This window comes from Ornithinibacillus californiensis (assembly GCF_001038485.1).
Classification (GTDB): domain Bacteria; phylum Bacillota; class Bacilli; order Bacillales; family Amphibacillaceae; genus Ornithinibacillus; species Ornithinibacillus californiensis.
This window is the reverse complement of sequence record NZ_LDUE01000068.1, coordinates 1-26,198: the sequence shown is the minus strand read 5'-3', so window position 1 is coordinate 26,198 and position 26,198 is coordinate 1. Positions and strand designations below refer to the sequence as shown.

General features: G+C 35.0%; 26 protein-coding genes, 1 tRNA gene and 1 other annotated feature. Of the genes, 25 read left to right on the top strand and 2 right to left on the bottom strand.

Annotated elements, in window-relative coordinates:
- The first annotated feature begins 3 nt into the window (after window positions 1-3).
- The 21 genes from TE34_RS18655 to TE34_RS18555 all read left to right on the top strand — a co-directional run bounded on the left by TE34_RS18655 (window position 4) and on the right by TE34_RS18555 (window position 21,827).
- Window positions 4-516 (top strand): hypothetical protein, encoded by a 513-nt coding sequence (locus tag TE34_RS18655; RefSeq protein WP_047986326.1) that lies wholly within the window; start codon window positions 4-6, stop codon window positions 514-516.
- Between the two features lie 96 nt (window positions 517-612).
- A complete protein-coding gene (gene yqfC / locus TE34_RS18650) occupies window positions 613-894 on the top strand; it encodes a sporulation protein YqfC (RefSeq protein WP_047986325.1) in 282 nt (93 codons plus the stop codon).
- A 23-nt stretch (window positions 895-917) separates the two neighbouring features.
- The gene (yqfD, locus tag TE34_RS18645) at window positions 918-2,153 is read left to right on the top strand and encodes a sporulation protein YqfD (protein ID WP_047986324.1); all 1,236 of its coding nucleotides are present in this window, start codon (window positions 918-920) and stop codon (window positions 2,151-2,153) included.
- Window positions 2,154-2,155: 2 nt separating this feature from the next.
- Window positions 2,156-3,124 (top strand): PhoH family protein, encoded by a 969-nt coding sequence (locus TE34_RS18640; RefSeq protein ID WP_047986323.1) that lies wholly within the window; start codon window positions 2,156-2,158, stop codon window positions 3,122-3,124.
- 92 nt (window positions 3,125-3,216) lie between these two features.
- Window positions 3,217-5,349, top strand: a complete 2,133-nt coding sequence (locus TE34_RS18635; RefSeq protein WP_053075138.1) for an HD family phosphohydrolase — start codon at window positions 3,217-3,219, stop codon at window positions 5,347-5,349.
- A complete protein-coding gene (gene ybeY, locus TE34_RS18630) occupies window positions 5,349-5,813 on the top strand; it encodes an rRNA maturation RNase YbeY (protein ID WP_047986322.1) in 465 nt (154 codons plus the stop codon). The genes TE34_RS18635 and ybeY overlap by 1 nt, the downstream gene beginning before the upstream one ends.
- The gene (locus tag TE34_RS18625) at window positions 5,803-6,156 is read left to right on the top strand and encodes a diacylglycerol kinase family protein (protein WP_047986321.1); all 354 of its coding nucleotides are present in this window, start codon (window positions 5,803-5,805) and stop codon (window positions 6,154-6,156) included. Before ybeY ends, TE34_RS18625 begins: the two co-directional genes overlap by 11 nt.
- Window positions 6,157-6,360: 204 nt before the next feature.
- The gene (era, locus tag TE34_RS18620; RefSeq protein ID WP_047986320.1) at window positions 6,361-7,263 is read left to right on the top strand and encodes a GTPase Era; all 903 of its coding nucleotides are present in this window, start codon (window positions 6,361-6,363) and stop codon (window positions 7,261-7,263) included.
- Between the two features lie 169 nt (window positions 7,264-7,432).
- Complete coding sequence (locus TE34_RS20850; RefSeq protein ID WP_084710782.1) at window positions 7,433-7,585, top strand: YqzL family protein; 153 nt, start codon at window positions 7,433-7,435, stop codon at window positions 7,583-7,585.
- Between the two features lie 28 nt (window positions 7,586-7,613).
- Window positions 7,614-8,357, top strand: a complete 744-nt coding sequence (recO, locus tag TE34_RS18615) for a DNA repair protein RecO (protein ID WP_047986319.1) — start codon at window positions 7,614-7,616, stop codon at window positions 8,355-8,357.
- Window positions 8,358-8,413: 56 nt separating this feature from the next.
- Window positions 8,414-8,590 (top strand) — a binding site (T-box leader).
- A 67-nt stretch (window positions 8,591-8,657) separates the two neighbouring features.
- The gene (glyQ, locus tag TE34_RS18610) at window positions 8,658-9,536 is read left to right on the top strand and encodes a glycine--tRNA ligase subunit alpha (RefSeq protein ID WP_047986318.1); all 879 of its coding nucleotides are present in this window, start codon (window positions 8,658-8,660) and stop codon (window positions 9,534-9,536) included.
- Window positions 9,536-11,620 carry a glycine--tRNA ligase subunit beta gene (glyS, locus tag TE34_RS18605; protein ID WP_047986317.1) on the top strand — a complete coding sequence of 695 codons (2,085 nt, stop codon included), beginning with the start codon at window positions 9,536-9,538 and terminating at the stop codon, window positions 11,618-11,620. Before glyQ ends, glyS begins: the two co-directional genes overlap by 1 nt.
- 90 nt (window positions 11,621-11,710) lie before the next feature.
- Window positions 11,711-12,343 carry a helix-turn-helix transcriptional regulator gene (locus tag TE34_RS18600; protein ID WP_047986316.1) on the top strand — a complete coding sequence of 211 codons (633 nt, stop codon included), beginning with the start codon at window positions 11,711-11,713 and terminating at the stop codon, window positions 12,341-12,343.
- A 19-nt stretch (window positions 12,344-12,362) separates the two neighbouring features.
- Complete coding sequence (locus TE34_RS18595) at window positions 12,363-13,163, top strand: pyruvate, water dikinase regulatory protein (RefSeq protein WP_047986315.1); 801 nt, start codon at window positions 12,363-12,365, stop codon at window positions 13,161-13,163.
- A gap of 465 nt (window positions 13,164-13,628) precedes the next feature.
- Window positions 13,629-15,437, top strand: coding sequence for a DNA primase (gene dnaG, locus TE34_RS18590; RefSeq protein WP_047986314.1), 1,809 nt, complete (start codon window positions 13,629-13,631; stop codon window positions 15,435-15,437).
- Window positions 15,438-15,465: 28 nt separating this feature from the next.
- Window positions 15,466-16,587: an RNA polymerase sigma factor RpoD gene (gene rpoD / locus TE34_RS18585; RefSeq protein WP_047986313.1), complete on the top strand. Its 1,122-nt coding sequence runs from the start codon at window positions 15,466-15,468 to the stop codon at window positions 16,585-16,587.
- A 716-nt stretch (window positions 16,588-17,303) separates the two neighbouring features.
- Window positions 17,304-17,669 carry a c-type cytochrome gene (locus tag TE34_RS18575; RefSeq protein ID WP_047986311.1) on the top strand — a complete coding sequence of 122 codons (366 nt, stop codon included), beginning with the start codon at window positions 17,304-17,306 and terminating at the stop codon, window positions 17,667-17,669.
- A 76-nt stretch (window positions 17,670-17,745) separates the two neighbouring features.
- Window positions 17,746-18,456 (top strand): tRNA (adenine(22)-N(1))-methyltransferase, encoded by a 711-nt coding sequence (locus tag TE34_RS18570; protein WP_047986310.1) that lies wholly within the window; start codon window positions 17,746-17,748, stop codon window positions 18,454-18,456.
- Window positions 18,440-19,567: a Nif3-like dinuclear metal center hexameric protein gene (locus TE34_RS18565; protein ID WP_047986309.1), complete on the top strand. Its 1,128-nt coding sequence runs from the start codon at window positions 18,440-18,442 to the stop codon at window positions 19,565-19,567. Before TE34_RS18570 ends, TE34_RS18565 begins: the two co-directional genes overlap by 17 nt.
- Window positions 19,568-19,603: 36 nt before the next feature.
- A complete protein-coding gene (locus TE34_RS18560; RefSeq protein ID WP_047986308.1) occupies window positions 19,604-20,914 on the top strand; it encodes a DEAD/DEAH box helicase in 1,311 nt (436 codons plus the stop codon).
- Window positions 20,915-20,933: 19 nt separating this feature from the next.
- Window positions 20,934-21,827 (top strand): deoxyribonuclease IV, encoded by an 894-nt coding sequence (locus tag TE34_RS18555; RefSeq protein WP_047986307.1) that lies wholly within the window; start codon window positions 20,934-20,936, stop codon window positions 21,825-21,827.
- 50 nt (window positions 21,828-21,877) lie between these two features.
- Here TE34_RS18555 and TE34_RS18550 read toward each other — a convergent pair whose 3' ends face one another.
- Window positions 21,878-22,162: a DUF2624 domain-containing protein gene (locus TE34_RS18550; protein WP_047986306.1), complete on the bottom strand. Its 285-nt coding sequence runs from the start codon at window positions 22,160-22,162 to the stop codon at window positions 21,878-21,880.
- Window positions 22,163-22,336: 174 nt separating this feature from the next.
- Between TE34_RS18550 and TE34_RS18545 the strand changes: the two genes are divergently transcribed.
- Window positions 22,337-22,708: a DUF4190 domain-containing protein gene (locus TE34_RS18545; protein ID WP_053075137.1), complete on the top strand. Its 372-nt coding sequence runs from the start codon at window positions 22,337-22,339 to the stop codon at window positions 22,706-22,708.
- A gap of 28 nt (window positions 22,709-22,736) precedes the next feature.
- On the opposite strand, the gene TE34_RS18540 is transcribed toward TE34_RS18545, so the two are convergent.
- Window positions 22,737-23,069, bottom strand: a complete 333-nt coding sequence (locus tag TE34_RS18540) for a hypothetical protein (protein ID WP_047986305.1) — start codon at window positions 23,067-23,069, stop codon at window positions 22,737-22,739.
- A 78-nt stretch (window positions 23,070-23,147) separates the two neighbouring features.
- Between TE34_RS18540 and TE34_RS18535 the strand changes: the two genes are divergently transcribed.
- From TE34_RS18535 to TE34_RS18525, 3 genes are all read left to right on the top strand, one after another.
- Window positions 23,148-23,783: an NfeD family protein gene (locus tag TE34_RS18535; protein WP_047986304.1), complete on the top strand. Its 636-nt coding sequence runs from the start codon at window positions 23,148-23,150 to the stop codon at window positions 23,781-23,783.
- Between the two features lie 186 nt (window positions 23,784-23,969).
- Complete coding sequence (locus TE34_RS18530) at window positions 23,970-25,601, top strand: Na/Pi cotransporter family protein (protein ID WP_047986303.1); 1,632 nt, start codon at window positions 23,970-23,972, stop codon at window positions 25,599-25,601.
- 452 nt (window positions 25,602-26,053) lie between these two features.
- A tRNA-Asn gene (locus TE34_RS18525) sits at window positions 26,054-26,128 on the top strand.
- Window positions 26,129-26,198 lie beyond the last annotated feature (70 nt).

Below are 26,198 nucleotides of genomic sequence, written 5' to 3'. Positions count from 1 at the left end.
TAGATGGATGGTCTAATTGAAGTTATTGGGTTTGCCGCTGTAATTATCTTTGGGATCTTAAAATCATTGAGTGGTAATAAGACAGAACAAGATCAGCAACGTAAACCTGACCGACCCAATCAAGTGCCAAAGCCAACACCTACCCCTTCAGGAGGAAGGTCTAAACCTAAACAACCGGTTTATGAGTCTAATCCTTCTAAGGTTTATGCTGAAGAACAGCAACGAAAACAAATGGAGCAACTTGCTAGCCGCATGAATACTCAGGTTAATGTATCTGTTGGAGATATTAGCCAACAGGATCTATCACTGGGAACGGCGATACAGGATGAGATTAAAAACCATTCCTTAGATGCAACCAATGAAAATATGGAGCAATTTAAGAAAGACGTAAAAACCGGACTAAACTCAAAAGGATTAGTTCAAGGGATTATTATGTCTGAGGTACTTGGTCCTCCTAGAGCTAGGAAACCATACCGGAATGTTATTACTGAAAGAAATAGAAATAGGAATCGATAATGAAACCCAAAAGCATCTAACTGATGCTTTTGGGTTTTTTAGTTCTTATCTGTTTCATTTTTTCATAAATATGTATGTGAGAGGGGGCTCACATTTGTGAAAAAACTACATCAACGATTACGACCATGGCTAGTAAAACATCTAGCATTGCCTTCTGATGTTGTTATGGAGTTGCCTAGAATGACCATAATCGGACAACTACATGTTTATATTGAGAATCATAAGGGTCTTTCCGTATTTACGGATAATGAACTAAGACTTAAAACAACTAAGGGTTATATTCAAATAAAAGGATCATCATTTGTGCTAAAGATGATGTTACCTGAAGAAATATTATTGGAAGGGAAAATAACTGAGGTTAAATTTATTCCAAGATAAAAGATGGTAATCGGGAGGATGTTATGAAACAGATTCAAGGATCTTATATAAAGGGGTATGTACGGATAAAAGTAACTGGTCATATGCCTGAACTGTTTTTTCAGGAGTGTACAGACAGAGGTGTAACGGTATGGAATATTAAACGGGATGGAAAAAAAACATGTAGTGGAAATGTAAAACTAGCAGATATTTCCGAAATAAAAAAGTTAAGGCGAGAAACGAAGTATAAAATATCGTTTACCCAACGGAGAGGGTATCCTTTTTTATTTCACCGTTTCTTAAGAAGAAAAGAATTTGTGCTGTCTCTCGTGATGAGCATTATAATGATATTATTCATGTCTAATATTATATGGAAAGTGGAAGTGACAGGGGAGTTACCTATTGAAATAGAAGAAAAAATATCGAAGCAATTGAATGAATATGGCGTTCATCCAGGTGCGTGGCTCTTTACCATTGAGTCGCCTGGCGTCATTCAACAGAAGCTTACGAATGATATTCCAGAATTACTTTGGGTTGGTGTGCGTCAAAAAGGGACAACCTATCAACTCGAAGGCGTAGAAAAGATTGTGATCAAAGAGGAAAAAGTTGAAGGTCCAAGAAATTTAATAGCCACCAAAAAAGGGGTTATTAAACGTATGTATGTGTCTAAAGGCTTACCTAAAGTTGAAGTTAATGATTATGTAAAACCGGGACAAGTTCTCGTTTCTGGCGTTCTAAATGAGGTACAAGATACACAAGTAAATGATGACAAAGAGAATAAAAAAGAAAAGAAGAAATCAGTTTTAGTACCTGCTGAAGGAGAAATTATTGCGAGTACTTGGTATGAGGTTGACGTGACCATTCCACTTAAGCAGAATTATGAATTACTTACTGGTCAACAAGAGAAAAAATATTACTTAGGTATAAAGGATTTTAAGTTTCCGATTTGGGGGTTTAAATCACCAGAATATGAGGCTGTTCATCATGATACTCTAGAGACACCTATTAAATTTATAAAATGGAATTTGCCACTTAGAATAATTGAAACAACTCTCAGTGAAAAACAATTTCATGAAATCGATAGAACAAAAGAGCAGGCAATACAGGCAGGAATAAAACAAGCCAAAGAAGAACTACAATTACAGCTTGGATCAGAAGCAACTATCGTGTCGGAAAAAGTTTTGCATGAAACGATTGAGAATGGTAAAGTTAAATTAGAATTATATATTACAGTTGAAGAGAATATAGTAGAAGCACAACCTATAACTCAAGGAGATTGAACATGCCAGAAAATTTAAACGCAATTGATATTGAACTAACTAGTCCGGAAGAGGCTCTGGAGCTTTTTGGTAATAATGACAGATATTTAAAACATATTGAAGACAAACTGAATGTCTCCATTGTAACTAGGGGAGAAAAAGTTAGCGTTTCTGGAACTGATAGTGATATTGCAATTGTGCAAGATGTCCTGTTAACACTGCTAAGTGTCGTGCGTAAAGGAATAACCATTTCTGAGCGTGATATCGTGTATGCAATTGAATTAGCAAAACAGGGTAAAATCAATCAATTCGAAACCTTGTTCGAGGACGTCATTGCAAAAAATGTTAAAGGCAAATCTATACGTATTAAAACGTTGGGACAAAAAAGTTATGTAGATGCTATTAAGAAGAATGACTTAGTTTTCGGTATTGGTCCTGCAGGAACTGGGAAAACTTATCTAGCGGTGGTTATGGCCGTACAGGCTTTAAAAAATGGTCATGTAAAGAGAATCATCTTAACCAGACCTGCTGTTGAGGCTGGGGAAAGCTTAGGCTTTTTACCGGGTGATTTAAAAGAAAAGGTAGACCCTTATTTAAGACCTTTATACGATGCATTAAATGATGTATTGGGTGCAGAACATACTCTGCGATTAATTGAACGAGAAACGATTGAAATTGCACCATTAGCCTATATGCGTGGCAGAACATTAGATGATGCTTTTGTTATTTTAGATGAGGCACAAAACACCACACCAGAGCAAATGAAAATGTTCTTAACTCGATTAGGCTTTGGATCTAAAATGGTTATCACTGGAGATATCACGCAAGTTGACTTACCAAAAGGAGTTAAGTCAGGATTGCAGGTAGCAGATAAGCTATTATCCACTATTAAGGGTATTTCTATCATTTACTTAACGCAAACGGATGTAGTAAGACATCATTTAGTCCAAAAAATTATCGATGCATATGAAAAGAGCAACAAAATTGACTAGCACTAAAGACCCCTATAGGGTCTTATTTCTTTATTTTTCGTAATATTTAAAAAGATAGCGGTTTAACTTTTCGAAAGCGGGGGAGAGAAAAGGTGAATTCATTTAAAGATATTTTAGAATCTATTCTAAAGCTTCGGTCAAAATGGTTGCGAATCCTGATGCCTATATCAGCATTAGGTCTTTATTACTTCTTACTAACATTTAATAATGTTTACACCGAAACTTACGATATTGAACCTTTAACAACTGCTAGAGAGACTATTCGCTCACCCATTACAATTGAAAATCAGGACGAAACCAAAAGAAAGACAAGAGAAGCATCTATTGCTGTGGAGGATCGATTTAGTATATCTGAGGATATTTCAGAGGAACAAATTGGTTACATAGAAGAAATATTTATCGCAATTGATCGATTGGAATCAGAATCCGAGATGAAAGAAGATTCTACTGGGCTTCCAGTTCAGCTTAATAATCGTGAAAAAGTTCAACGACTGAAACAATTAATATCAAATAATATTACTGATAAAGTAGAAGATAGTGTTTTTTTAAGATTAATAGACGTATCGAAGGCGGATAGGGAAAACGGTAAGGATTTATTTATTTCTTATTTGCAGGATGAATATCAAAGTGGCGTAAGAACGGATAATATTAACAGTGCAATATCTAGTATTAAAGAAAACATTCGCTATTCGACGCTTGAACAAAATTTTATAGATGCGTTACAGGAGTTAACCGAGTTTGCTGTCGTTGAGAATTCTTTTTACGATCAGGAGAAAACTGCTGAAGCTAGAAAACAGGCAGCTAGTAATGTAGAGCCAGTTATAATAAATGCCGGGGAAGTTATTGTTAGAGAGGGAGAAACGATAACTCATGAGCTCTATGAGAAATTACAATTAGTCGGCTTATTAAATGATGACCGAAACGTATTTCCGGTCATTGGCTTAGCTATTTTAATTCTATTAATTGGATCAATCATGATTTATGAAATGAATCGGATTGATAATCGAAAAGGTCTAGATAAAGGAAAGATTGCTTCCATTCTGTTAATTAGCTTTTTTGTCGTATCCTTAATGAAGGTAATAAGTCTTTATACTACTCAGGCAAACCAACTATTCTTTATAGTTCCTGTAGCTACGGGTGTATTGCTAGTAAAACAACTAATTACAGAGCGTTTAGCAATCGTGTTAACGGCTTTATATGCTATTCTCGGTGGTGTTATTTTTAACGGTGAAATACCTGGTACACTTAACATTGAAGCAACTGTATATTTCTTTTTCTCGCAATTTGCTGCAATAGTATGTTTAATGAATGTTAAGGATCGCCTTTCCATTGTTCGATCGGGTATTGGCATGTCTATTGTTAATATTGTCACTATACTATTATTTGTATTCTTGTCCTTTGAGAAATATTCATTAGGTGATGTAATCGTCCTATCGAGTTTTGGATTAGCCTCAGCATTTTTATCTGCTGTTCTGACTATAGGTTTACTTCCGTTTTTCGAGACAGGTCTGGGAATACTTTCAGATATTAAATTACTGCAGTTGTCTAGTCCAAACCAACCACTACTTAAGAAAATATTAACAGAAGCGCCTGGAACATATCATCATTCCATCATGGTAGCTAATTTAAGTGAAACGGCTTGTGATGCAATAGGTGCAAACGGTCTTTTAGCTAGGGTTGCTGCCTATTATCATGACATTGGAAAGACGGTAAGACCACATTATTTTATCGAGAATCAATTGTCTATTAAAAATCCACACGATGTAATCTCACCAGAACAAAGTGCTGAAATTATTATTAGACACCCGTATGACGGAGCAGAGTTACTTAAAAAGAATAAAATGCCAAAAGAAATTATCGATATCGCTATGCAACATCATGGAACTACATTATTGAAGTATTTTTATTACAAAGAGAAAGAAACTAATAAAATGGTAAGTGAAGAAGATTACCGTTATCCTGGTCCAAAGCCACAAACGAAAGAGGCTGCAATCATTTCGATTTGTGATTCTGTAGAAGCGGCGGTAAGATCGTTGAAAGAACCAACCGAAGAAAAAATTGATGAAATTGTCTCCAATATCGTTAATGACCGCTTAATGGATGGTCAATTAGACGATTGTCCACTTACTATTAAAGAGGTAAAGATTATTCATCAAACGATATGCGAAGCTTTAAAAGGTATCTTCCATTCACGAATTCAATACCCTAATAAGGAGGCTAAATAATGGAAATAGATTTTCAAGATAATACAGACTTGGTACCTGAGAGTCACTTTGAATTAATCAAAGGTTTGCTAGAATTAACAGCGAAGAAAGAGGACGTATCAAATCATGCAGAAGTTTCTGTGACATTTGTTAATAATGAAGAAATCCAAGTAATCAATCGAGACTATCGGAATATAGACAAACCAACAGATGTTATCTCCTTTGCGTTAGAAGAACAAGTAGATGGAGAAATGGACATTGTGGGTGAAGATGTTCCTATAGCATTAGGAGATATAATTATCTCTGTAGAAAAAGCGAAGGAACAAGCGAAAGACTATAACCACTCTTTTGAACGTGAGTTAGGATTTCTGGCAGTACATGGTTTTCTCCATTTATTAGGATATGATCATATGACAGAAGAAGATGAGAAGAAAATGTTTCAAAAACAAGAAGAAATATTAGGGGAATATAATCTTGGAAGATAAAAAGAAAGCTATAGGTTTTACATATGCTATAAATGGTTTATTAGAAGTTATTAAGTCTGAATGGAACTTCCGCCTTCACTTGATTTCGGCAATTATCGTCATAATTGCCGGAATCTATTTTCGTGTTGATACTGTCGAATGGATTACCATAGTAATTGTAATTGGGCTAGTTATGACGGCTGAAATCGTAAATACTGCAATAGAAGAAGTTATTAACTATTTAAAGCCAGAAATACATCCTACAGCGAAAAGAATCAAAGACATTGCAGCTGCAGGAGTATTTACAGCGTCTATAACCGCTCTCATAGTTGGACTTATCATTTTTATTCCAAAGATATTCTAGAGAATGTACACGAGGGAAATAAACCTTTCGTACATTCTTTTTATTTTTTACTAGCTTGCCATATCAATTATTTATGATGATAATTATCGAAGGATACATTCTTTTTAAAGGTTTTGTCGATAACATGAAACAAGAAAGATTTTGTAGTATAATAGACCAAACAAAGAATGAAAATAATGGAAACTAACTTCTTGGAGGAACTACATGGACACTAATTATAAATCAGGTTTTATATCTATTATTGGTAGACCAAACGTTGGAAAATCTACCTTTATGAATAAAGTAATTGGCCAAAAAATAGCTATTATGAGTGACAAGCCACAAACAACTAGAAATAAAATACAGGGTGTATTAACTCAAAACGATGCTCAATTTATTTTTATTGACACACCTGGTATCCACAAACCTAAACATCGCTTAGGTGATTTTATGGTGAAAATTGCGGAAAACACCTTGAATGAAGTAGATGCTGTTCTTTTTATGATTAATGCTGATGAAGGATATGGTAGAGGAGATCAATTTATTATGGATCGACTAGAACGGGTCAAGAATCCTGTATTTCTAGTAGTTAATAAAATTGATCTAGTCCATCCGGACAAGCTATTTCCACTTATCGAGCAATATAAAGATAAATATGATTTTGAAGAAATCATTCCTATATCTGCACTACAAGGAAACAATATTGATCATCTGTTAGAAGTGCTGAAAACACATTTACCTGAAGGTCCACAATTTTACCCGGCTGATCAAGTAACAGACCATCCGGAACGTTTTGTTATGAGTGAATTAATAAGAGAAAAAGTATTGCATCTTACTCGAGAAGAAGTTCCGCATTCGATTGCAGTGGTTATTGAAAATATCGAAAAGCGAGAATCCAACGCAATATTTATTCAAGCTGTCATTGTTACAGAAAGAAAATCACAAAAAGGGATCCTAATTGGAAAACAAGGAAGCATGCTTAAGAATGTAGGTAAAGCTGCTCGGAAGGATATAGAAGCTTTACTAGGTTCTAAAGTGTATTTGGAGCTATGGGTTAAGGTACAAAAGGACTGGAGAAATAAACAAACCCAATTATTTGAATACGGTTTCCGCGAGGACGAATATTAGAGTTGGAAAATTTTTTAACTAATTGTTTCTGACTGTGTGGAAAAGATAAGGTTATCCGGAACATTGGTTGCCGAATCGAGCAATACGTGTATCCAGATTAGATTAGTAAAACAAGAGTTCAAACTAACTAAAAGATACTTTTAAAGTATAAGGAAAGGTGTGTTTTCTTGTGATCGACTTAGTATGGAAATTATTTAGTCAAACAGGAAATGTGGAGACCTATTTACTGATGAAAGAGTTAGAAAGTGAACCTCAAGGGCTGGATGAAGACATGGGCTCTGTAAATAATCTGGAAAGCTTACCGGTAGATTCAAATATGTAGCATGCAGTAAAAAAAGGGGAAATAATGTATGCTAGAAAAAATAGACGGAATAATAATAAAAACCAAAGACTATGGTGAAACACATAAAATCGTCACGATATTCAGTAAAAAAATAGGGAAATTTTCTGCTATAGCTAGAGGTGCAAAAAAACCTAAAAGTCGAATGGCTGCTGTTACGCAGCCATTCATTTATGGCCAATTTTTTGTGTACATAAACAAAGGGTTAAGTACCATACAACAGGGAGAAATATTGGATTCGTTTCGAAATATTAGAGAGGACATTATCAAAACTGCACATGCAGCATATTTAGTAGAATTAACGGATAAATTACTTGATGAAAATGTCCCTAATATGGAAGTTTATACTCAATTATTTAAAACGATGGAATGGATTAACGAGAATGATGATGTTGATATCCCTGTTATGATGTATGAAATGAAACTTTTTCGCACTGGTGGTTTTGCACCTACTGTTCATCAATGTACTAACTGTGGTGAGAAAGGGGCACCATTCAGCTTTTCTATTGTGGAAGGTGGACTATTATGTCAGAAATGCCAACATATTGACCCTGATTCCATAGAACTCCCAAACGCTGTAGTTAAACTATTGTTTCTATTCTCCTCGGTAGGCTTGGAGAGAGTAGGTAATGTCTCAGTTAAGGATGAGAATCGTTTGTTATTAAGAGGATTAATAGATGCTTATTATGAACGGTATGGCGGTTATTACTTAAAGTCACAAAAGTTCTTAAAACAGATCGATAAACTTAAATAATATCTTAAAGTTGACAAATACTGTTAATATAAAGTAATATGATACATATTTGATAAGGAAATGTGATGATAGAGAAGAGTACTTTCTATTTTCAATCGGAAGCGAGTCCAGGTTGGTGTAAGCTGGACATTGGAAAAGTTGGGAATGGCGCTCTGGAGCATAGTAAATAAAGTGGCTTTATTCAGAGAATAAAGCAAATAGGGTGGAACCGCGGTCTTAAACCCGTCCCTATGTCTATAATACATTTATAGACATAGGGACGGGTTTTTCATTATTTAAATTTATACGGAGGTAGTTAACATGAATATACAGAATATGATTTTAACCTTGCAGAAGTTTTGGTCTGAACAGAATTGTATATTAATGCAAGCATATGACGTAGAAAAAGGTGCTGGTACAATGTCACCAATGACATTACTACGTAGTTTGGGGCCGGAGCCTTGGAGGGTTGCCTATGTGGAGCCTTCGCGAAGACCTGCAGATGGTAGATATGGTGAAAATCCAAATCGTTTATACCAGCATCATCAATTCCAAGTTATTATTAAACCATCTCCAGACAACATACAAGAACTGTATCTAGAGTCGTTAAAAGCATTAGGTATTAATCCTTTAGAACATGATATTCGTTTTGTTGAAGATAACTGGGAAAATCCAACACTTGGAGCAGCAGGTCTAGGTTGGGAAGTATGGCTTGATGGAATGGAAATCACGCAATTTACTTATTTCCAACAAATTGGGGGACTAGAAGCAAATCCAGTCACTGTAGAATTGACGTACGGTATAGAGCGCCTAGCATCCTATATTCAAGACAAAGAGAATGTGTTTGATCTTGTATGGACAGATGGCTTTACGATCAAAGATATATTTAAACAACCTGAATATGAGCATTCGAAATACACGTTCGAAGAGTCAGATGTAGATATGCTATTTCAGTTATTTACGATGTATGAATTAGAAGCACAGAAAACGATGGAAAAGGGGCTCATATTCCCTGCTTATGATTATGTACTGAAATGTTCTCATACATTTAATCTGTTAGATGCACGGGGCGTAATCTCCGTTACAGAACGTACTGGTTATATCTCAAGAATCCGAAACCTAGCAAGAAATATTGCAAAAGCCTATGTAGAAGAAAGAGAACGATTAGGATTTCCAATGCTGAAGAAGGAGGAACAGTAATGGGAAAAAATGTACTTTTTGAAATAGGATTAGAAGAACTCCCAGCAAGGTTTATTGATGATGCTGAAAAGCAATTGGAAGATAAGACTAAAAAGTGGTTAAAAGAACAGCGAATTTCATATACAAATATGGAAACTTTTTCTTCTCCAAGAAGATTAGCAATACTGATTCATGATATGGATGAAAATCAAGCCACTATAGAGGAAGAGGCAAAAGGACCTGCTATTAACATTGCAGAAGATGAAGCGGGCAATTGGTCTAAAGCTGCGATTGGTTTTACAAAAGGTCAAGGTAAAACCGTTGAAGATATTTATACGAAAGAGGTTAAGGGTACAACTTATATCTTTGTTAATAAAATAATAGAGGGAAAACAAACAAAAGATATATTACCAGAATTTAAAACCATTATTGAGTCCATTCAATTTGGTAAAAATATGCGATGGGGTAAACAAACAATGCGTTACGCTAGACCAATCCGTTGGCTAGTTGCCCTACACGAGGATGAGATTATTCCTTTTGAAATTGCTACTGTCGCTACTGGAAATGAAACCTACGGACATCGGTTCTTAGGTAATAAGTTGATACTAAATAATCCGCTAGCATACAAACAACAAATGAAAGAAAGTTTTGTAATTGTCGATTCAGCTGAACGAGAGAAAATGATACTTGACGGAATCCAAAAAATAGAAGAACAAACTAATTTCAATATTCCAATTGATGAAGATTTACTGAATGAAGTCCGAAATTTAGTAGAATACCCTACTACTTTTGTTGGTTCTTTCGAAAAAGAATTTCTAGATTTACCAGAAGAAGTATTAATTACATCCATGAAAGAGCACCAACGATATTTCCCGGTTAAATCAAATACTGGAGAACTTCTCCCTTATTTTGTTGGTGTGCGTAATGGAAATACTGAAGCGATAGATACAGTGATTAAAGGAAATGAAAAGGTTCTAAGAGCTAGATTGTCAGATGCTCAGTTCTTCTATGAAGAAGATCAAAAGAACTCGATTGATTATTACCAAGATAAGTTAAAGAATGTGGTATTCCAAGTGAAGCTCGGTACTATTCATGAAAAAGTAACTCGTGTTGTGAGTATAGCTAAGAGAATTGCAGAAGCATTGGATCTTGACTCAACTATTACTGCTAATATTGAACGAGCTGCTGAAATTAGTAAATTCGATTTAGTGACGAATATGGTTAATGAATTTACCGAGTTACAGGGTATCATGGGGGAAAAATACGCTCAAATTTTTGGTGAAGATTCTTCCGTAGCAACTGCTATTAGAGAGCATTACATGCCTACAAGTGCTAGTGGTGATTTACCAGAGACTTTAGTTGGTTCAGTTGTTAGTGTTGCAGAAAAACTTGATACGATAGTGGGCTGTATCGGAGTTGGACTAAAGCCGACTGGCTCTCAAGATCCTTATGGATTACGCAGACAAGCAACCGGAATTCTACGCATTGTTAATGAAAGAGAGTGGAAAATTCCAGTAGCTGAGATTTTAGATATGGTAGTAGAAATGTATAAATCACTTAATCTTGAACATTTCAATCAAGAATCAGTTTCACAGGAACTACATGAATTTGTACAGCAAAGAGTAGCTTTCGTTTTGAAGGAAAGAGGAATTGAACAGGATATCATTCTAGCTATAACAAATAATGAAATTGGTGTCATGTCAGAGATCTTCAAAAAGGCTAGTATTTTATCTGCAAAACGAAATGATGAAAGCTTTAAACCAATTCAAGAAGCATTAGTTAGAGTTTTAAATTTAGCAGAAAAGACAAATGAAACAGAAGTAAATCCTGCTTATTTTGAAACGGAATCAGAGCGAGAACTATTTCATGCTTACCAAGAGGTTGGTCATAATTATCAGAAGTACTGTAATAAAGAAGATTATGACAAAGCTTTTTCTGAGTTAGAAAAATTAGCGCAGCCAATTCACCAATTCTTTGAAAATAACATGGTAATGGCTGATGATGAACAATTAAAAACGAATCGTTTAGCATTATTAAATCGAATTGCTATATTATTGAATAACTTTGCTGATCTACAAGCAATTGAATGGAAACAGCATTTTTAATAATTGATAACCTAATTTCCTTTTCCTGTGTAAATAGGCTATAATATTATTAAACAGTATGTCTTTTTTTAAACCGTTGGGTGGTGTGGAATGGTGGAATTATCCAATCGACAAGAGAAAATAATAGAGATAGTAAAAAATAACGGTCCAATTACAGGTGAGCATATTGCAGAGAAACTGAATTTAACCCGCGCGACATTACGGCCTGATTTAGCTATTTTAACTATGGCTGGATTTTTAGATGCAAGACCAAGAGTGGGCTACTTCTACACCGGGAAAACTGGATCGGAATTGTTAACGGAAAAAATTAAAAAATATAAAGTATATGAGTATCAATCTGTACCAATTGTAGTACAAGAGAGTTCTTCTGTTTATGATGCGATTTCAACAATGTTCTTAGAAGATGTAGGCACACTATTTATTGTTGATGAAAATTCATGTTTAACAGGAGTTGTTTCTCGTAAGGATTTGTTACGAGCAGCAATTGGAAAGCAAGACTTAAACGCTCTTCCAGTTCATATCATTATGACTAGAATGCCTAATATTACGATCTGCAGGAGAGAGGATTTGTTGATTGACGTGGCTAAGAAATTAATCAACAAACAAATTGATGGACTACCAGTTGTCAAAGATACTCCAAAAGGATTAGAAGTTGTTGGAAGAGTCACGAAAACGACGATTACAAAAGTGTTTGTGGAACTAATAACAGATCACCATATCTAACCCTAGGGGGATGATGCGAATGAATACGAATAAACCAGTTTTTATTTTATCGGATTCTGTAGGGGAAACAGCTGAATTAGTAATAAAAGCTGGATTGAGTCAGTATACGCAGAATTATGAGATTCAACGAATTCCATATGTTGAGGATACAAAGACGATAGATGAAGCATTAAACCGTGCTAAGGATGAAGACGGAATTATTGGGTTTACATTAGTTGACCCAATTCTACGGAGTTATTTAAATAAAAGGGCCGCCGATTTATCAATTGAAGCAATAGATATTATGGGTCCAATGATGGAATCAATGGAAAAGTTCTATGGAAAGAGACCTCGACAAGAACCAGGATTAGTTCACAAATTAGATGAGGATTACTTTAAAAAAGTAGAAGCAATCGAATTTGCGGTAAAATATGATGACGGTCGTGACCCAAGAGGAATTTCTCGAGCGGATATCATTTTAATAGGTGTGTCTAGAACTTCTAAGACACCTTTATCTCAGTTTCTTGCTCATAAACGAATAAAGGTTGCCAACATCCCAATAGTACCTGAAGTTGAGCCACCTGAAGAGTTGTTCATGGTAGACCCGAAGAAATGTATAGGTTTACGCATCGATCCAGTTAAACTCAATGACATTCGGAAAGAAAGATTGAAAGCATTAGGTCTAGGGGACCAGGCTACCTATGCAAATATCAAACGAATTCATCAGGAATTGGATTATTTTGATAAAATAGTGGGTAGAATTGGTTGTAGAGTTGTTGATGTTTCGAATAAAGCAGTAGAAGAAACAGCCAATCATATCTTACGGTTGATAACTGAATAATTAAGAGTTAAAAGGAGCATTGCCAATTGGGGTGCTCCTTTATTACTGGTTTTTAGTGATATTTTAAAAAAACAAAGCATATTTTAAATTGTTTAATAGTAATTCTTGAGAAAATGTATTATAATTAAATTTTGTGTAAAAATAGTTGATATTGTATAGAATAGTACACATACACAAAATAAGATATTCTGAAAAATAAAACATTCATTTTAAAGAAGGAATCTGGAACTTTTTGTAGAATAGTATTATTAGACTAAATAAATATACACTAGTCCAAAAAGAGTTAAGGATTGAGAAAAGCCTTAATGTGAATCATGATTACTTCAATATCCTTCTAAGAGATTTACATAATAGAAGGTATTTTTTTCGACTAACCTAAAAAACTTGTCGAAATATGAAGGATTTTATTAGGGGAATATCGAATTATAATATTTATATAAAATCCTAAAAAATCTGGTGGTTTATATGGCGAACCAAATATCGGAAGAGTTAATTGAACAGATTCGAAATGCAAATGATATTGTAGATGTAATTGGAGAATATGTTCAATTAAAGAAACAAGGAAGAAACTATTTTGGACTTTGTCCATTCCACGGGGAAAAATCACCTTCCTTCTCTGTGACGCAAGAAAAGCAAATATTTCATTGCTTTGGCTGTGGTAAGGGAGGAAATGTTGTAACCTTCTTAATGGAAATGGAGAGCTTTAGTTTTTTTGAAGCTATCAATCACCTTGCAGAGCGTTCTAGTATTGAGCTACCTAGTAATGCTATGAAACAAGAATCGACCCTTTCCAAGGAAAGTCAACAGGTACTATCTGCTCATGAATGGCTAACAAAGCTTTATCACCATCTTATTCGTTATACGAAGGATGGTAAGACAGGTTTTGAATATCTTCAGGATAGAGGCATTACAATTGAGGCAATAGATACGTTTCAATTAGGATTTGCACCAAATACTAAGGATTTTATAGCAACATTCCTACAGAAAAAAGGCTTCCATGAACAAATGCTTGTAAAATATGGCTTGTTAATCCGCAGCCAAGATGATACTGTAACTGATCGATTTCGAGGGAGGGTTATTTTCCCAATTAGAAATCACTTAGGAAAGACAGTTGCATTTGGTGCAAGAGCTATGGAAGGTATGGAGCCAAAGTACTTAAATAGTCCTGAAACTGATCTGTTTCAAAAAGGAAAGATTCTATACAACTTTGATTTAGCTAAGAAACATATTCGAAAGCAAAATGAAGTTGTCTTATTTGAGGGGTATATGGATGTAATATCCTCCCATCAAGCAGGTGTCCCAAATGGAGTAGCTACAATGGGGACTGCATTAACTGAAACACAAGCAAAGCTACTCAGAAGATATGCAGAAACAGTTATAATTTGTTATGACGGTGACAATGCTGGAATTGAAGCCACATATAAAGCGTCAAAGTTGTTACTCCAACTAGGGTGTCAGGTTAAAATAGCCAACCTCAAAAACAACCTCGACCCAGATAGCTTTATAAAAGAATTTGGTGGCGAAGCTTTCAAGCGAGAGATTATTGAAGCAAGCCAGACATTTATGAGTTTTTATATGCGGTACTTAAAGAGAGAGTATAACCTAAGTCTTGAGGGGGACCGCATAAAATATTTAGAGGAAGTTCTTAAAGAACTTGCCAAATTAGAAAGCTCTGTAGAAAGAGAGTTTTACGTTAAAGAATTAAGTGCTGAATATAATATCTCAGTAGATTCTTTACTTGAAGAAGTGAACCAATATAGACAAAAATCAGGTTCTGACAAGGATAAGAGGGAAAAAGACAGATATACTAATAAAGTAAAAATGTCAAGTGGTAAATTATTGCCAGCTTTCCATAACGCAGAGAGACAATTGTTAGCTTATATGCTTCAGAACCGATCAATTGCTGATAAAGTCCAAGAGGAAGTAGGAATATCATTTAATATTGATGATCATAAAATTATAGCCACACATCTGTATGCTTACTATGAAGAAGATAATCCTGAGGATGTTAGTATCTTTATTGACCGCATTACGGATGAAAAAATTAGAAAGTTGGTTATAGAGCTTGCATTGATTCCTACTCAGACAGATATTAGTGATAAAGAAATAAATGACTATATACAAACTATACTGAATGAAAGTAGTACTGGGGTAAGTATTAAACAGCTAAAAGAGGAACAGAGGCTAGCTGAACAACAGCAAGACCCGATTAAAGCAGCTCAGATTGCGCTGAAAATTATAGAATTACAAAGACAAGTAAAACATTTAAATTGATTTAAGTAGTATGGAAGGAGGGGGACTCATGGCTGAGAATAAACCTTCACAAACGAAAGAAAATGAGCCTGAGTTAACTTTAGAACAAGCCAAAGAACAGCTTGTTGAAATTGGTAAGAAAAGCGGTGAACTTGCATATGAAGTAATCGCCGATCGTTTATCGCATTTTGTAATCGAACCCGATCAAATGGATGAATTTTACGAGCACCTTGCTGATCAAGGAATTGATGTAATAGGTGAATCTGAAGATGATCCCAAAATGAAAGAAATTGAGAAAGAAGAAGAGTTTGATATCAATGACTTAAGCGTTCCACTAGGTATAAAAATAAACGACCCAGTGAGAATGTACCTAAAAGAAATTGGTCGAGTAGATTTACTATCCGCAACAGAAGAAATCGAATTAGCAACCCGCATTGAAAAAGGTGATGAAGAAGCCAAGAAAAGACTTGCGGAAGCCAATTTACGTCTAGTAGTAAGTATTGCTAAGCGATATGTAGGTAGAGGAATGCTATTCCTAGACCTTATACAAGAAGGTAACATGGGTTTAATCAAGGCAGTTGAAAAGTTTGATTATCGTAAAGGTTTTAAATTTAGTACGTATGCCACTTGGTGGATCCGACAAGCGATTACCCGTGCAATTGCGGACCAAGCAAGAACGATTCGTATACCGGTCCATATGGTTGAAACGATAAATAAATTAATTCGTGTTCAGAGACAATTATTACAAGACCTTGGGCGAGAACCTACACCAGAAGAAATTGGTGAAGAAATGGACCTTACTCCAGACAAAGTTCGGGAAATCTTGAAAATTGCTCAAGAACCTGTCTCATTAGAAACACCTATTGGTGAAGAAGACGATTCCCATTTAGGTGACTTCATTGAAGATCAAGAAGCTGTCTCACCTTCTGACCATGCAGCATATGAATTATTAAAGGAACAGTTAGAAGATGTATTAGATACATTAACTGACCGTGAAGAGAATGTCCTTAGGCTTCGTTTTGGTCTTGACGACGGACGTACACGCACGCTTGAAGAAGTTGGTAAAGTATTTGGTGTAACTCGAGAAAGAATTCGTCAAATAGAAGCGAAAGCACTCCGCAAGTTAAGACATCCAAGTCGAAGTAAACGATTAAAAGACTTTCTAGATTAATTAAGGTAGGTCATTGGTCACTATTACGGGCAATGACTTTCCTTCTTTTTTTAGCTGTTATGTAGCTTTTTATCTGCATTGGGGTGATGAAAATTGGCAGATGACCGCACCAATACTATCGTTAAAGAGATAAAGTATTGGAAGGAACATAGATTACTTCCGGAAACACAATGTGATTTTTTATTGGCTTTATATACGCAGGGTGAAGATAACAATGAATCCGCGGATAACAAAAAGAATACTTTTCTTTATATCCAATTGATTTTATTAACATTGATGGTACCGTTTTCATTTCTTGTAGTTTATTTTACTCAATTTGATATCATTTTGCAACTTAGTATTTTAGTTCTTTTTTCGGGATATGCAATTTGGACGTCACGTTATTTATATACGAGAAGGATAAACTACGTACATTTATCTATAATAGTTTTACTTGTTTTGTTATTAATGATAACGGATCTTATTACTAACATACTTCAACTAAATCAATACGTGACAATTTTTATGTTTTCTCTTAACTTTTTAGGCTGGTTTGTCTTAAGTCGTAAATTAAAGTATAATTATTTATTAATTTCTAGTATTGTAGCTATCATTATTTTTTTGTTCGTAAATTTTTCACATCTTTTTTCTTTTAACTAAAGAGATTTTCATATAGAATAGATATAGCTTTGTGGAATAATTTTTATATTCCGGGGATACATAAGGAGGAAATACTAATGAAACGAAACCCATTAATCCCATATGCATTAATTGCTATAACTGGGATACTAGTAGTAATTGTAATCGCTTTTGTCGGCATCAACCAACGTGCAGAACTTGCTGGTGATGACCACGGACAAGCAGAAGAGGAAATTGTGGAAGATCCAACAGCTATCTATGAAGCTAACTGTCTAATGTGTCATGGGGCTGATCTAGCAGGTGGGGGAGGCCCAGCTTTATCTGCTATTGGTGCTGAATTATCTTTAGATGAAATTAAAGAAATAATTACCAATGGTACAGATAATGGAATGCCTTCATTTAATGGAAAGCTTGCTGAACAAGAAATTGCTATTATTTCTGAATGGTTAAGCGAGAAAAAATAATTAGTTGCGGGGGAAAGCTTTCTGCTATATACAGAAAGCTTTTCTTTTATATTTCTAACTATATTGGAGGTTACTCATGGCGGAGGATATTAAACTGTCAAAACGGCTGTTAAAGGTTGCATCTTATCTACCAACGGGAGCAAATTTTGCTGATATAGGTTCCGATCACGCTTATCTTCCATGTTATATTTGCAAGAAGGACCCTGAAGCTCGGGCAATTGCAGGGGAAGTCAATGAAGGTCCATTAGCTAGTGCTAGAGAGACCATTAATTTGTATAGCTTAGATAAAGTAGTTGATGCGAGACTTGGCGATGGATTATCTGTATTACAACAAGACGAAGTTAATCAGGTAGTAATCGCTGGAATGGGCGGATCGTTAATTCGCTCCATCTTGGAAAGTGGCAAAGAAAAGCTTGGAAAAGTAAATTTAATTATTGCGCAACCAAACATTGACGAAAAGAATGTGAGAAGTTGGTACGTAGAAAACGGTTTTAGTATATACGATGAAGCTATTTTAGAAGAGAATGGGCATATTTATGAAATCGTTGTAGGTAAAAGAAGACCAGATTCAAATCAGTTGACTGAACGAGAACTTCTTTTCGGCCCAATTCTGTTAGAGGAGCGAAATCCTTTATTCTATAAAAAATGGCATTCTGAATATGAGAAACTGGGTCGAATTATTAATCAGATGAAAAATGCTAAGGTGCAAGATATTTCGAAAATCAATAAATTTCAAGAGCAATTAGAATGGATTAGGGAGGTATTGGAAGATGGCCCAAACAACTAATTCCGATATTTTCAAAATAATAGACGCTTGGGCACCGACATCGTTTGCTTATGATTGGGATAATATAGGGTTGCAAATAGGTTCTCATACTAAACCTGTAAAAAAAATTATGGTTACGTTAGATGTTCTTGAAACGGTAGTAGATGAAGCGATTGAGAATGAGGTAGATCTAATCATTGCTCATCACCCTTTATTTTTTAAGCCGCTAAAACAAATTAACCTGGACCATTGGCGTGGAAGACTAATTAAGAAATTGATTGACCATGATATCACAGTCTTTGCAGCACATACTAATCTTGATGTTGCTACAGGTGGTGTTAATGATATGTTAGCTGATTTATTGGGACTAGAGAACAAAGACATATTAGTGGAAACTAATCAGGAATCCCTATATAAAATAGCTATTTATGTGCCCGAAACACATGTAAGTGCAATTACCAATGCGCTATCTAACGAAGGAGCAGGGCATATTGGTAATTATAGCGATTGTACATTTCAAACGAATGGGACAGGTACATTTCAGCCATTAAGTGGTTCGAATCCCTTTATTGGAGAACTAGATAAGATTGAAAGTGTACAAGAAGTTAAGGTTGAATCAATTGTTAAGAATTCAAATTTATCGAATACGCTAACTGCCGTCATTAATGCACATCCGTATGAAGAAGTTGCATACGATGTATACCCTTTAAATAACAAAGGGGAATCTTATGGATTAGGGCGAATAGGGACTGTTAAAGAAGTAATTAGCCTTAAAGAATTTATAGAACACGTGAAAAAAGTATTTGAAGTAGATAAGGTTAGAGTCTCAGGCAACCTAGATAGTAAGGTAAAAAGAGTAGCTATTTTAGGTGGCAGTGGAGAAAAATATATGCACGCAGCTTTACATAAAAAAGCCGATGTGTATATTACTGGCGATATGACTTTTCATTTTGCACAAGAAGCAATTGAAATGGGAATTTCTGTTATCGATGCTGGGCATTATATAGAACAAGTGATGAAACAAGGTACAAAAAAGTATTTAGAAGAGAAGATAAGCCAAGAAGCAACTTTGGACAAATCGATTGAAATTATGGTATCCAAAAAGAATACGGACCCGTTTCAATACAGATAGTTTATAGTTTTGGAAGGTATTAAAGGAGAATTTCTCATGAATAAAACATTTAAAACGTTATCATTTAATCCAGTCATGATGGAGGTCATAGAAAAGCTTGAATTCCATCAACCAACGGAGATTCAGGAAAAGGTTATTCCAGCTATTAAAAAAGGGAAAAGTGTTATTGGACAATCCCATACAGGATCAGGTAAAACACACTCATTTCTTCTTCCAATTTTTAACAAGTTGGTAGAAGAACAAAAAGAAGTTCAAAGTATTATCACTGCTCCGACAAGAGAACTCGCATCACAGCTATATGATGAAGTAAAAAAGATAATTAAGCTTGCAGGAAAAGAAGAAGTTTGGAAAGCAAAACTGTTAGTTGGTGGAACTGATAAGCAAAAGATGATGGATAAATTAAAAGAACCACCACACATCATCGTTGGTACGCCTGGACGAATTCTGGACCTAGTAAAAGAGGAAGCTATTTCTATTTACTCTGCTAATTCATTTGTTATTGATGAAGCAGATTTAATGCTTGATTTAGGCTTTATTGATGATGTAGATCAATTATTAGTTCGCTGTAAACAAAATATTCAATTAATGGTATTTTCTGCAACTATTCCACAACGATTAGAACACTTCTTTAAAAAATATTTAGAAAACCCATTACATGTAAAGATAGCAAATGAATTGTCTCCAGAAACAATGGAGCACCGATTAATCGCCATAAAGCATCGTGAAGAAGATGACATAATTTTTGAGATTTCGAAGGCGATTAATCCTTACCTCGCTATCATTTTTACAAATGGTAAAGAAAATGCTAATAAGTTACATGAAAAATTATTAGATAAAGGTTTAAATGTGGGAATGATACACGGGGGATTAACCCCTCGCGAACGTAAAAGAGTATTAAAGGAAGTACAAAGCCTCAAATATCAATATATCGTTGCAACAGATTTAGCATCCAGAGGGATTGATATTAAAGGAGTAAGTCACGTTATTAATGCTCAACTTCCGAAAGAAGAGGAGTTTTACATCCATCGCGTAGGAAGAACTGCTAGAGCAGGCATGGAAGGTACGGCTATAAGCTTGTACAGAGAAGATGACCTGAAGTTAATTGATAAACTGGAACAAAAGGGACTTGAATTTATTTTTTATGATGTTAGAAATGGTGAATGGAAAGATGCAAAGTCTTGGAACGAACGTAACCTTCGACTTAAAACAACTACCAATGTAGAAAAAGAAGCTTGGAAACATGTTCGTAAACCGAAAAAGGTAAAACCAGGCTACAAGAAAAAGATGAAAAAACAGCAAGAGTCCATCAAGAAAAATATTATTAAATCTAAAAATAGAAAGAGATAATGGGGAGAGAGAAATCGTAATGCTAAAAATCGGATCACATGTATCAATGAGTGGGAAGAAAATGCTCCTAGCTTCTAGTGAGGAAGCTGTTTCATACGGGGCAAATACTTTTATGATTTACACTGGAGCACCTCAAAATACGAGAAGAAAACCTATTGAAGAATTAAACATTGAAGAAGGAATTAAACACATGGCTGATAATGGTATTGATAATATAGTTGTACATGCACCGTATATCATCAATATCGGAAATACGACAAAGCCAGAAACCTTTGAACTAGGTGTTAATTTCCTAAGAAGTGAAATTGACCGAACAGAAGCAATTGGTGCAAAGCAAATTGTTCTTCATCCTGGTGCTCACGTAGGTGCTGGTCCAGAAGAAGGAATAAAAAGAATCATTGAAGGTTTAAATGAAGTATTGGATAAAAATGATAAAGTTCAAATTGCATTAGAAACGATGGCTGGAAAAGGTTCGGAAATTGGTAGAAACTTTGAAGAATTAGCCCAGATAATCGATGGAGTAACCCATAATGATAAGCTATCGGTATGCCTTGATACTTGTCATATTCATGATGCTGGTTATGACATAGTGAATGATTTTGATGGTGTTCTCGAACAATTTGATAAAATTATTGGCGTCGATCGTATAAAAGTGGTTCACGTTAATGATTCTAAAAATGTGCGTGGAGCACAGAAAGACCGACATGAAAATATCGGATTTGGCCATATTGGGTTTGATGCATTACATTACATCGTTCATCATCCGCAGTTAGCTGAACTACCAAAAATATTAGAAACACCATATGTTGGCCTGGATAAAAAAGATAAAAAACCTCCATATAAATTCGAAATTGAAATGATACGTAATGGATCATTCAAACCGGAGCTTCAAGAAGTAATTCTAAATCAATAAATAAAAAGGCTACCTTAAAGGTGTATATAAACCTTTAAAAGGTAGCTTTTTTAATTAAATAAGTGCTCTAACCCATACGATTTTATCAGTTCTTGAAAAAGTTGATTAGCTTTTATTGCTGTTTCACGATCCGTAATCTCACTTAAATCTTTAAGCATCTTTTCTCGTTCTTTCCTTTCAAAAGGGTTCACTCGATTTCTACGTACATAATTCGATATTTCTTGTGCTTGTTGTCTTGAAATTGTAAATCCATATTCCTGAGAGTAATGGAATACATCACTAGGGCTAATTTGTTTCATTTTACTTAGAATTATTTGCTTAATAAAGATGGACATATTAATACCTCCTTCTGCTTATCACTATATGCTTAGGGAAGTTAATTTTCAACTTGTTTTATAAAGTTTGTTCCGAAATGGGTTAATTTCCATGGCAAAAAGTAACATGATAGAAATCCTTGTTTCTTCATAAACTAGAACTGCACCTCATCATTAAAGAAGGAGGTCAATTATATGGACGATTACAATCGTACAAATGATGTTGAGAATGCTCCAAAGCATGGTGAAGAGGATTATACTGCACGTCATACAGATGGAATCTACAGTAGTCGTGATGAAGAAACGGCTGCCGAGTTAACCGCAGATGATTACCGCAGAAATGTTACAGTTAATAATGATCAAACAGAGGCCAATACTTCTATAGGTTGGATTGCCCTGGCATTATCAATTGCATCATTCTTCTGGGCACCTATCCTTCTAGGTGGTGCAGGGATTATAGTAGGGTTCATCGCACGAAATCGCCATGCCAATACACTAGGTAATATTGCAATTGCTGCTGGAGCAATCTCCATTTTAATTACACTGTTTATATTGCCATTTGTATAAACGATGAGGCTAGGTCAATGACCTAGCCTCATTTTCCATTTGTATATTTTGGAAAAAAATAAAAGCGATTGTTCTGAAGATTATTCGGTTCGGTGTTAGGATTTAGTGTTGAAAAATCGGTAATTATTTCATCAATATTAAAATTATTCAAGGTCGGGTTGAGTCTTTCGATAATTGATATTACAGTATCACCTGGTACGATTTTGATTTTTACTACATCATATTCGGAGTCCGGACTGGAAGTAACCTCATTGGTAGTTTTTTCCTTATAAGGGTTAGATAAGTCTGTTCCAGAATATAAGTCTTTATAGATACTGATGAGAAATAGTATAATGAAAATATTAACAATTAACTTTTTCATAATTTACTCCTTATTATGAAACCCTTTTTATTCGTTATACGTATATAAAGAAAGATTACCTAAGAGAGGGAGAAGCATATGGAAATATTTTCTCAGGAATGGATTGCAATAGTAATTACAGGGTTGGCAACTTTATTTCTAATCGGTGAAGTGTTAGTTAATATGAGGGGGATATTTGCTTTATTAGGTATCGGATTTATTACTGTTTATTTCTCAGTATATTTAGAGACTAACTCCCTTATTCTTATGCTTATCATTTATTTTGTAGGAATTGTCCTAATTATTATTGATGGTAAAGTACTGAATGATGGAACATTGGCTGTAATTGGTACTGCGAGTATGCTCGTAGCTGTAGCATTACCAGCACCAAATTTTGCTACAGGAACATATGCTGTACTGGGTGTATTATTAGGTGCAATGGGGTCCATGTTCTTCCTTAAGGTATTTAAGCATCGAGATATGTGGAATAAAATTACACTAAAAGATAAATTAACAAGTGAAGCAGGCTATAATTCTTTAAATGCTGAATATAAATCCTTATTAAGTCAAGAAGCTATAACGCTTAATGATTTACGCCCCGTAGGAACAATAAGGGTGGGAAATAAAGATTATAGTGCAGTATCTAATGGTCAATGGATACCTAAAGGTACTCGGGTGGTCGTAACTCAAGTTGATGGTACGAAGATATTAGTAGAACAGATAAATAATTCTTAAGGGCCCACCTTAGGAATTTTTTTTTTGTAATTACACACAATAGTTTTATAGATAGTTAATTCTTCTTTTGTAAATTTTATGTAAAGTTTTTAATAATTGCTTTACAAAACGTGTTCTTTTTTCAATAATGGTTAGGGTGTGTCTTAACAAGAATACATAAGATAACTTAAAAGGGGCGAATATCCATTGGAACTAGACGTACAGAAATTGATTTTTGAATTCATCGGTGGTTTAGGTATTTTTCTATTAGGTATTAAATATATGGGTGATGGATTACAAAAATCAGCTGGAGATCGTTTACGCGACATTTTAGATAGATTTACAAGTAATCCATTCCTTGGAGTTCTGGCTGGTATCGTAGTAACGATCTTAATCCAAAGTAGTTCAGGTACAACTGTATTGACCGTTGGACTTGTTAATGCAGGTTTTATGACCCTGAGACAGGCAATTGGGGTAATTATGGGTGCCAATATTGGTACGACTGTTACTGCATTTATCATTGGGATTGATATAGGAGAATATGCCTTACCGATTGTAGCTGCAGGTGCGTTTTTAATTTTCTTCTTTAAACATCAAAAGGTTACTGCGGTAGGACAAGCAGTGTTTGGATTTGGTGCTTTATTCTTAGGTTTAGAATTAATGAGTAGTGGTATGAAGCCTTTACGTTCTCTAGAGGCGTTCCAGGAGTTAACACTAAGTATGAGTGAACATGCTGTACTTGGTGTAGTGATAGGTACACTATTTACCGTAATTGTGCAAAGCTCTAGTGCAACCATAGGAATATTGCAAGGATTGTTCTCAGAAGGTGCTATAACACTTGATGCGGCATTACCTGTATTATTCGGGGATAATATCGGTACCACCATTACAGCTGTATTAGCCTCCCTTGGTGCTACTATTGCGGCTAGACGCGCAGCTGCAGTTCACGTGACATTTAATTTAGTAGGTACAACGATATTCCTGTTACTACTGCCAGTTTTCACTAAATTTGTAGTATTCTTGCAGTCTTCACTTTCTCTAAATGAAGAGATGACTATTGCATTTGCTCATGGAAGCTTTAACATTTTTAATACCGTTGTACAGTTTCCATTTATTGGCGCACTTGCATGGATGGTTACGAAGATCATTCCTGGAAAGGATACAACGATTGAGTATAAACCTAAGCATCTAGATCCTATTTTCATTCAGCAATCTTCAGCTCTTGCATTAGATCAGGCGAAGAGCGAAATTGTTCGCATGGGTGAGTATGCACACCAAGGATTAGAAGAAACAAATTTATATTTATCAACAAATCAGATGAAACATTCCGACATGGCCATGCAAATTGAAGGTGCATTAAACAGTCTAGATCGAAGTATTACGGATTATCTAATAAAGATATCTTCAGGTTCATTGTCTGAGTTTGAAAGTGCTAAGCATACTGTATTAATGGACACGGTTCGTGACATTGAGAGAATTGGTGATCATTTTGAGAATATAATTGAATTAATTGATTATAAAATTTCTAATAAAGTACTCATTACAGAGAAAGCCCAAGAAGATCTGAACAATATGTTTGATTTAACCATGTCAACTGTGAAGCAAGCGATCAAAGCATTGGAAAAAGATGATCGCGAAGAAGCTCTTGCTGTTGTTCAGAAAGAAGACCAAATTGATAAAATGGAACGCAATTACCGTAAGAAACATATCATTCGAATGAATGAAGGGGATTGTAGTGTTTCAGCAGGAATTGTGTTTGTGGATATTATTTCAAACCTAGAGCGTATTGGAGACCATGCAGTTAATATAGCTGAAGCTGTCTTAGATGATCACTCATAAATCGTTTATTAATAATATTAGTAATTTGTTCTCGCACAGTAATTAACTTTACTGTGCGAGTTTATTATAAAGTAGAGGAGGAAACTTAAAATTAATTTTGTTTTTTATGATTTTTTGATTGATATTTATAATTAAAGGTGATATAGTAAATATTGTCGTTTTTGATACATAACTCTTTTAAAAAAAAGTGATTGACACGAACTGCTGAATATGATAAATTATATCTCGTGCCACTTAATTAGAAAGACAAGCAAGCTTCAAAAAACATGTAACAAATTAAACTAACATTATTCCACAGTAGCTCAGTGGTAGAGCAACAAGCAAGACATCCACCGAATATGCTACGAGTAACACCGAAGCATATACTACCTTGAATAGGCTAGAAGATGCAGGTGTCCAACTTCTTGGAATAAGCTTTCAAAAACATACGTAACAATTAAAATCAACATTATTCCACAGTAGCTCAGTGGTAGAGCAATCGGCTGTTAACCGATCGGTCGTAGGTTCGAATCCTACCTGTGGAGCCAATCTTAAAATGGCGGCGTAGCTCAGCTGGCGAGAGCGTACGGTTCATACCCGTGAGGTCGTGGGTTCGAT

Coding starts and splice junctions, on each gene's coding strand:
- TE34_RS18545 (WP_053075137.1), top strand. CDS start 22,337: ATGGACGATTACAATCGTACAAATGATGTTGAGAATGCTCCAAAGCAT.
- TE34_RS18535 (WP_047986304.1), top strand. CDS start 23,148: ATGGAAATATTTTCTCAGGAATGGATTGCAATAGTAATTACAGGGTTG.
- TE34_RS18640 (WP_047986323.1), top strand. CDS start 2,156: ATGCCAGAAAATTTAAACGCAATTGATATTGAACTAACTAGTCCGGAA.
- TE34_RS18555 (WP_047986307.1), top strand. CDS start 20,934: ATGCTAAAAATCGGATCACATGTATCAATGAGTGGGAAGAAAATGCTC.
- era (WP_047986320.1), top strand. CDS start 6,361: ATGGACACTAATTATAAATCAGGTTTTATATCTATTATTGGTAGACCA.
- TE34_RS18570 (WP_047986310.1), top strand. CDS start 17,746: ATGGCGGAGGATATTAAACTGTCAAAACGGCTGTTAAAGGTTGCATCT.
- TE34_RS18655 (WP_047986326.1), top strand. CDS start 4: ATGGATGGTCTAATTGAAGTTATTGGGTTTGCCGCTGTAATTATCTTT.
- glyS (WP_047986317.1), top strand. CDS start 9,536: ATGGGAAAAAATGTACTTTTTGAAATAGGATTAGAAGAACTCCCAGCA.
- rpoD (WP_047986313.1), top strand. CDS start 15,466: ATGGCTGAGAATAAACCTTCACAAACGAAAGAAAATGAGCCTGAGTTA.
- TE34_RS18565 (WP_047986309.1), top strand. CDS start 18,440: ATGGCCCAAACAACTAATTCCGATATTTTCAAAATAATAGACGCTTGG.
- yqfD (WP_047986324.1), top strand. CDS start 918: ATGAAACAGATTCAAGGATCTTATATAAAGGGGTATGTACGGATAAAA.
- dnaG (WP_047986314.1), top strand. CDS start 13,629: ATGGCGAACCAAATATCGGAAGAGTTAATTGAACAGATTCGAAATGCA.
- TE34_RS18540 (WP_047986305.1), bottom strand. CDS start 23,069: ATGAAAAAGTTAATTGTTAATATTTTCATTATACTATTTCTCATCAGT.
- TE34_RS18560 (WP_047986308.1), top strand. CDS start 19,604: ATGAATAAAACATTTAAAACGTTATCATTTAATCCAGTCATGATGGAG.
- TE34_RS18600 (WP_047986316.1), top strand. CDS start 11,711: ATGGTGGAATTATCCAATCGACAAGAGAAAATAATAGAGATAGTAAAA.
- recO (WP_047986319.1), top strand. CDS start 7,614: ATGCTAGAAAAAATAGACGGAATAATAATAAAAACCAAAGACTATGGT.
- ybeY (WP_047986322.1), top strand. CDS start 5,349: ATGGAAATAGATTTTCAAGATAATACAGACTTGGTACCTGAGAGTCAC.
- TE34_RS18575 (WP_047986311.1), top strand. CDS start 17,304: ATGAAACGAAACCCATTAATCCCATATGCATTAATTGCTATAACTGGG.
- glyQ (WP_047986318.1), top strand. CDS start 8,658: ATGAATATACAGAATATGATTTTAACCTTGCAGAAGTTTTGGTCTGAA.
- TE34_RS18595 (WP_047986315.1), top strand. CDS start 12,363: ATGAATACGAATAAACCAGTTTTTATTTTATCGGATTCTGTAGGGGAA.
- TE34_RS18550 (WP_047986306.1), bottom strand. CDS start 22,162: ATGTCCATCTTTATTAAGCAAATAATTCTAAGTAAAATGAAACAAATT.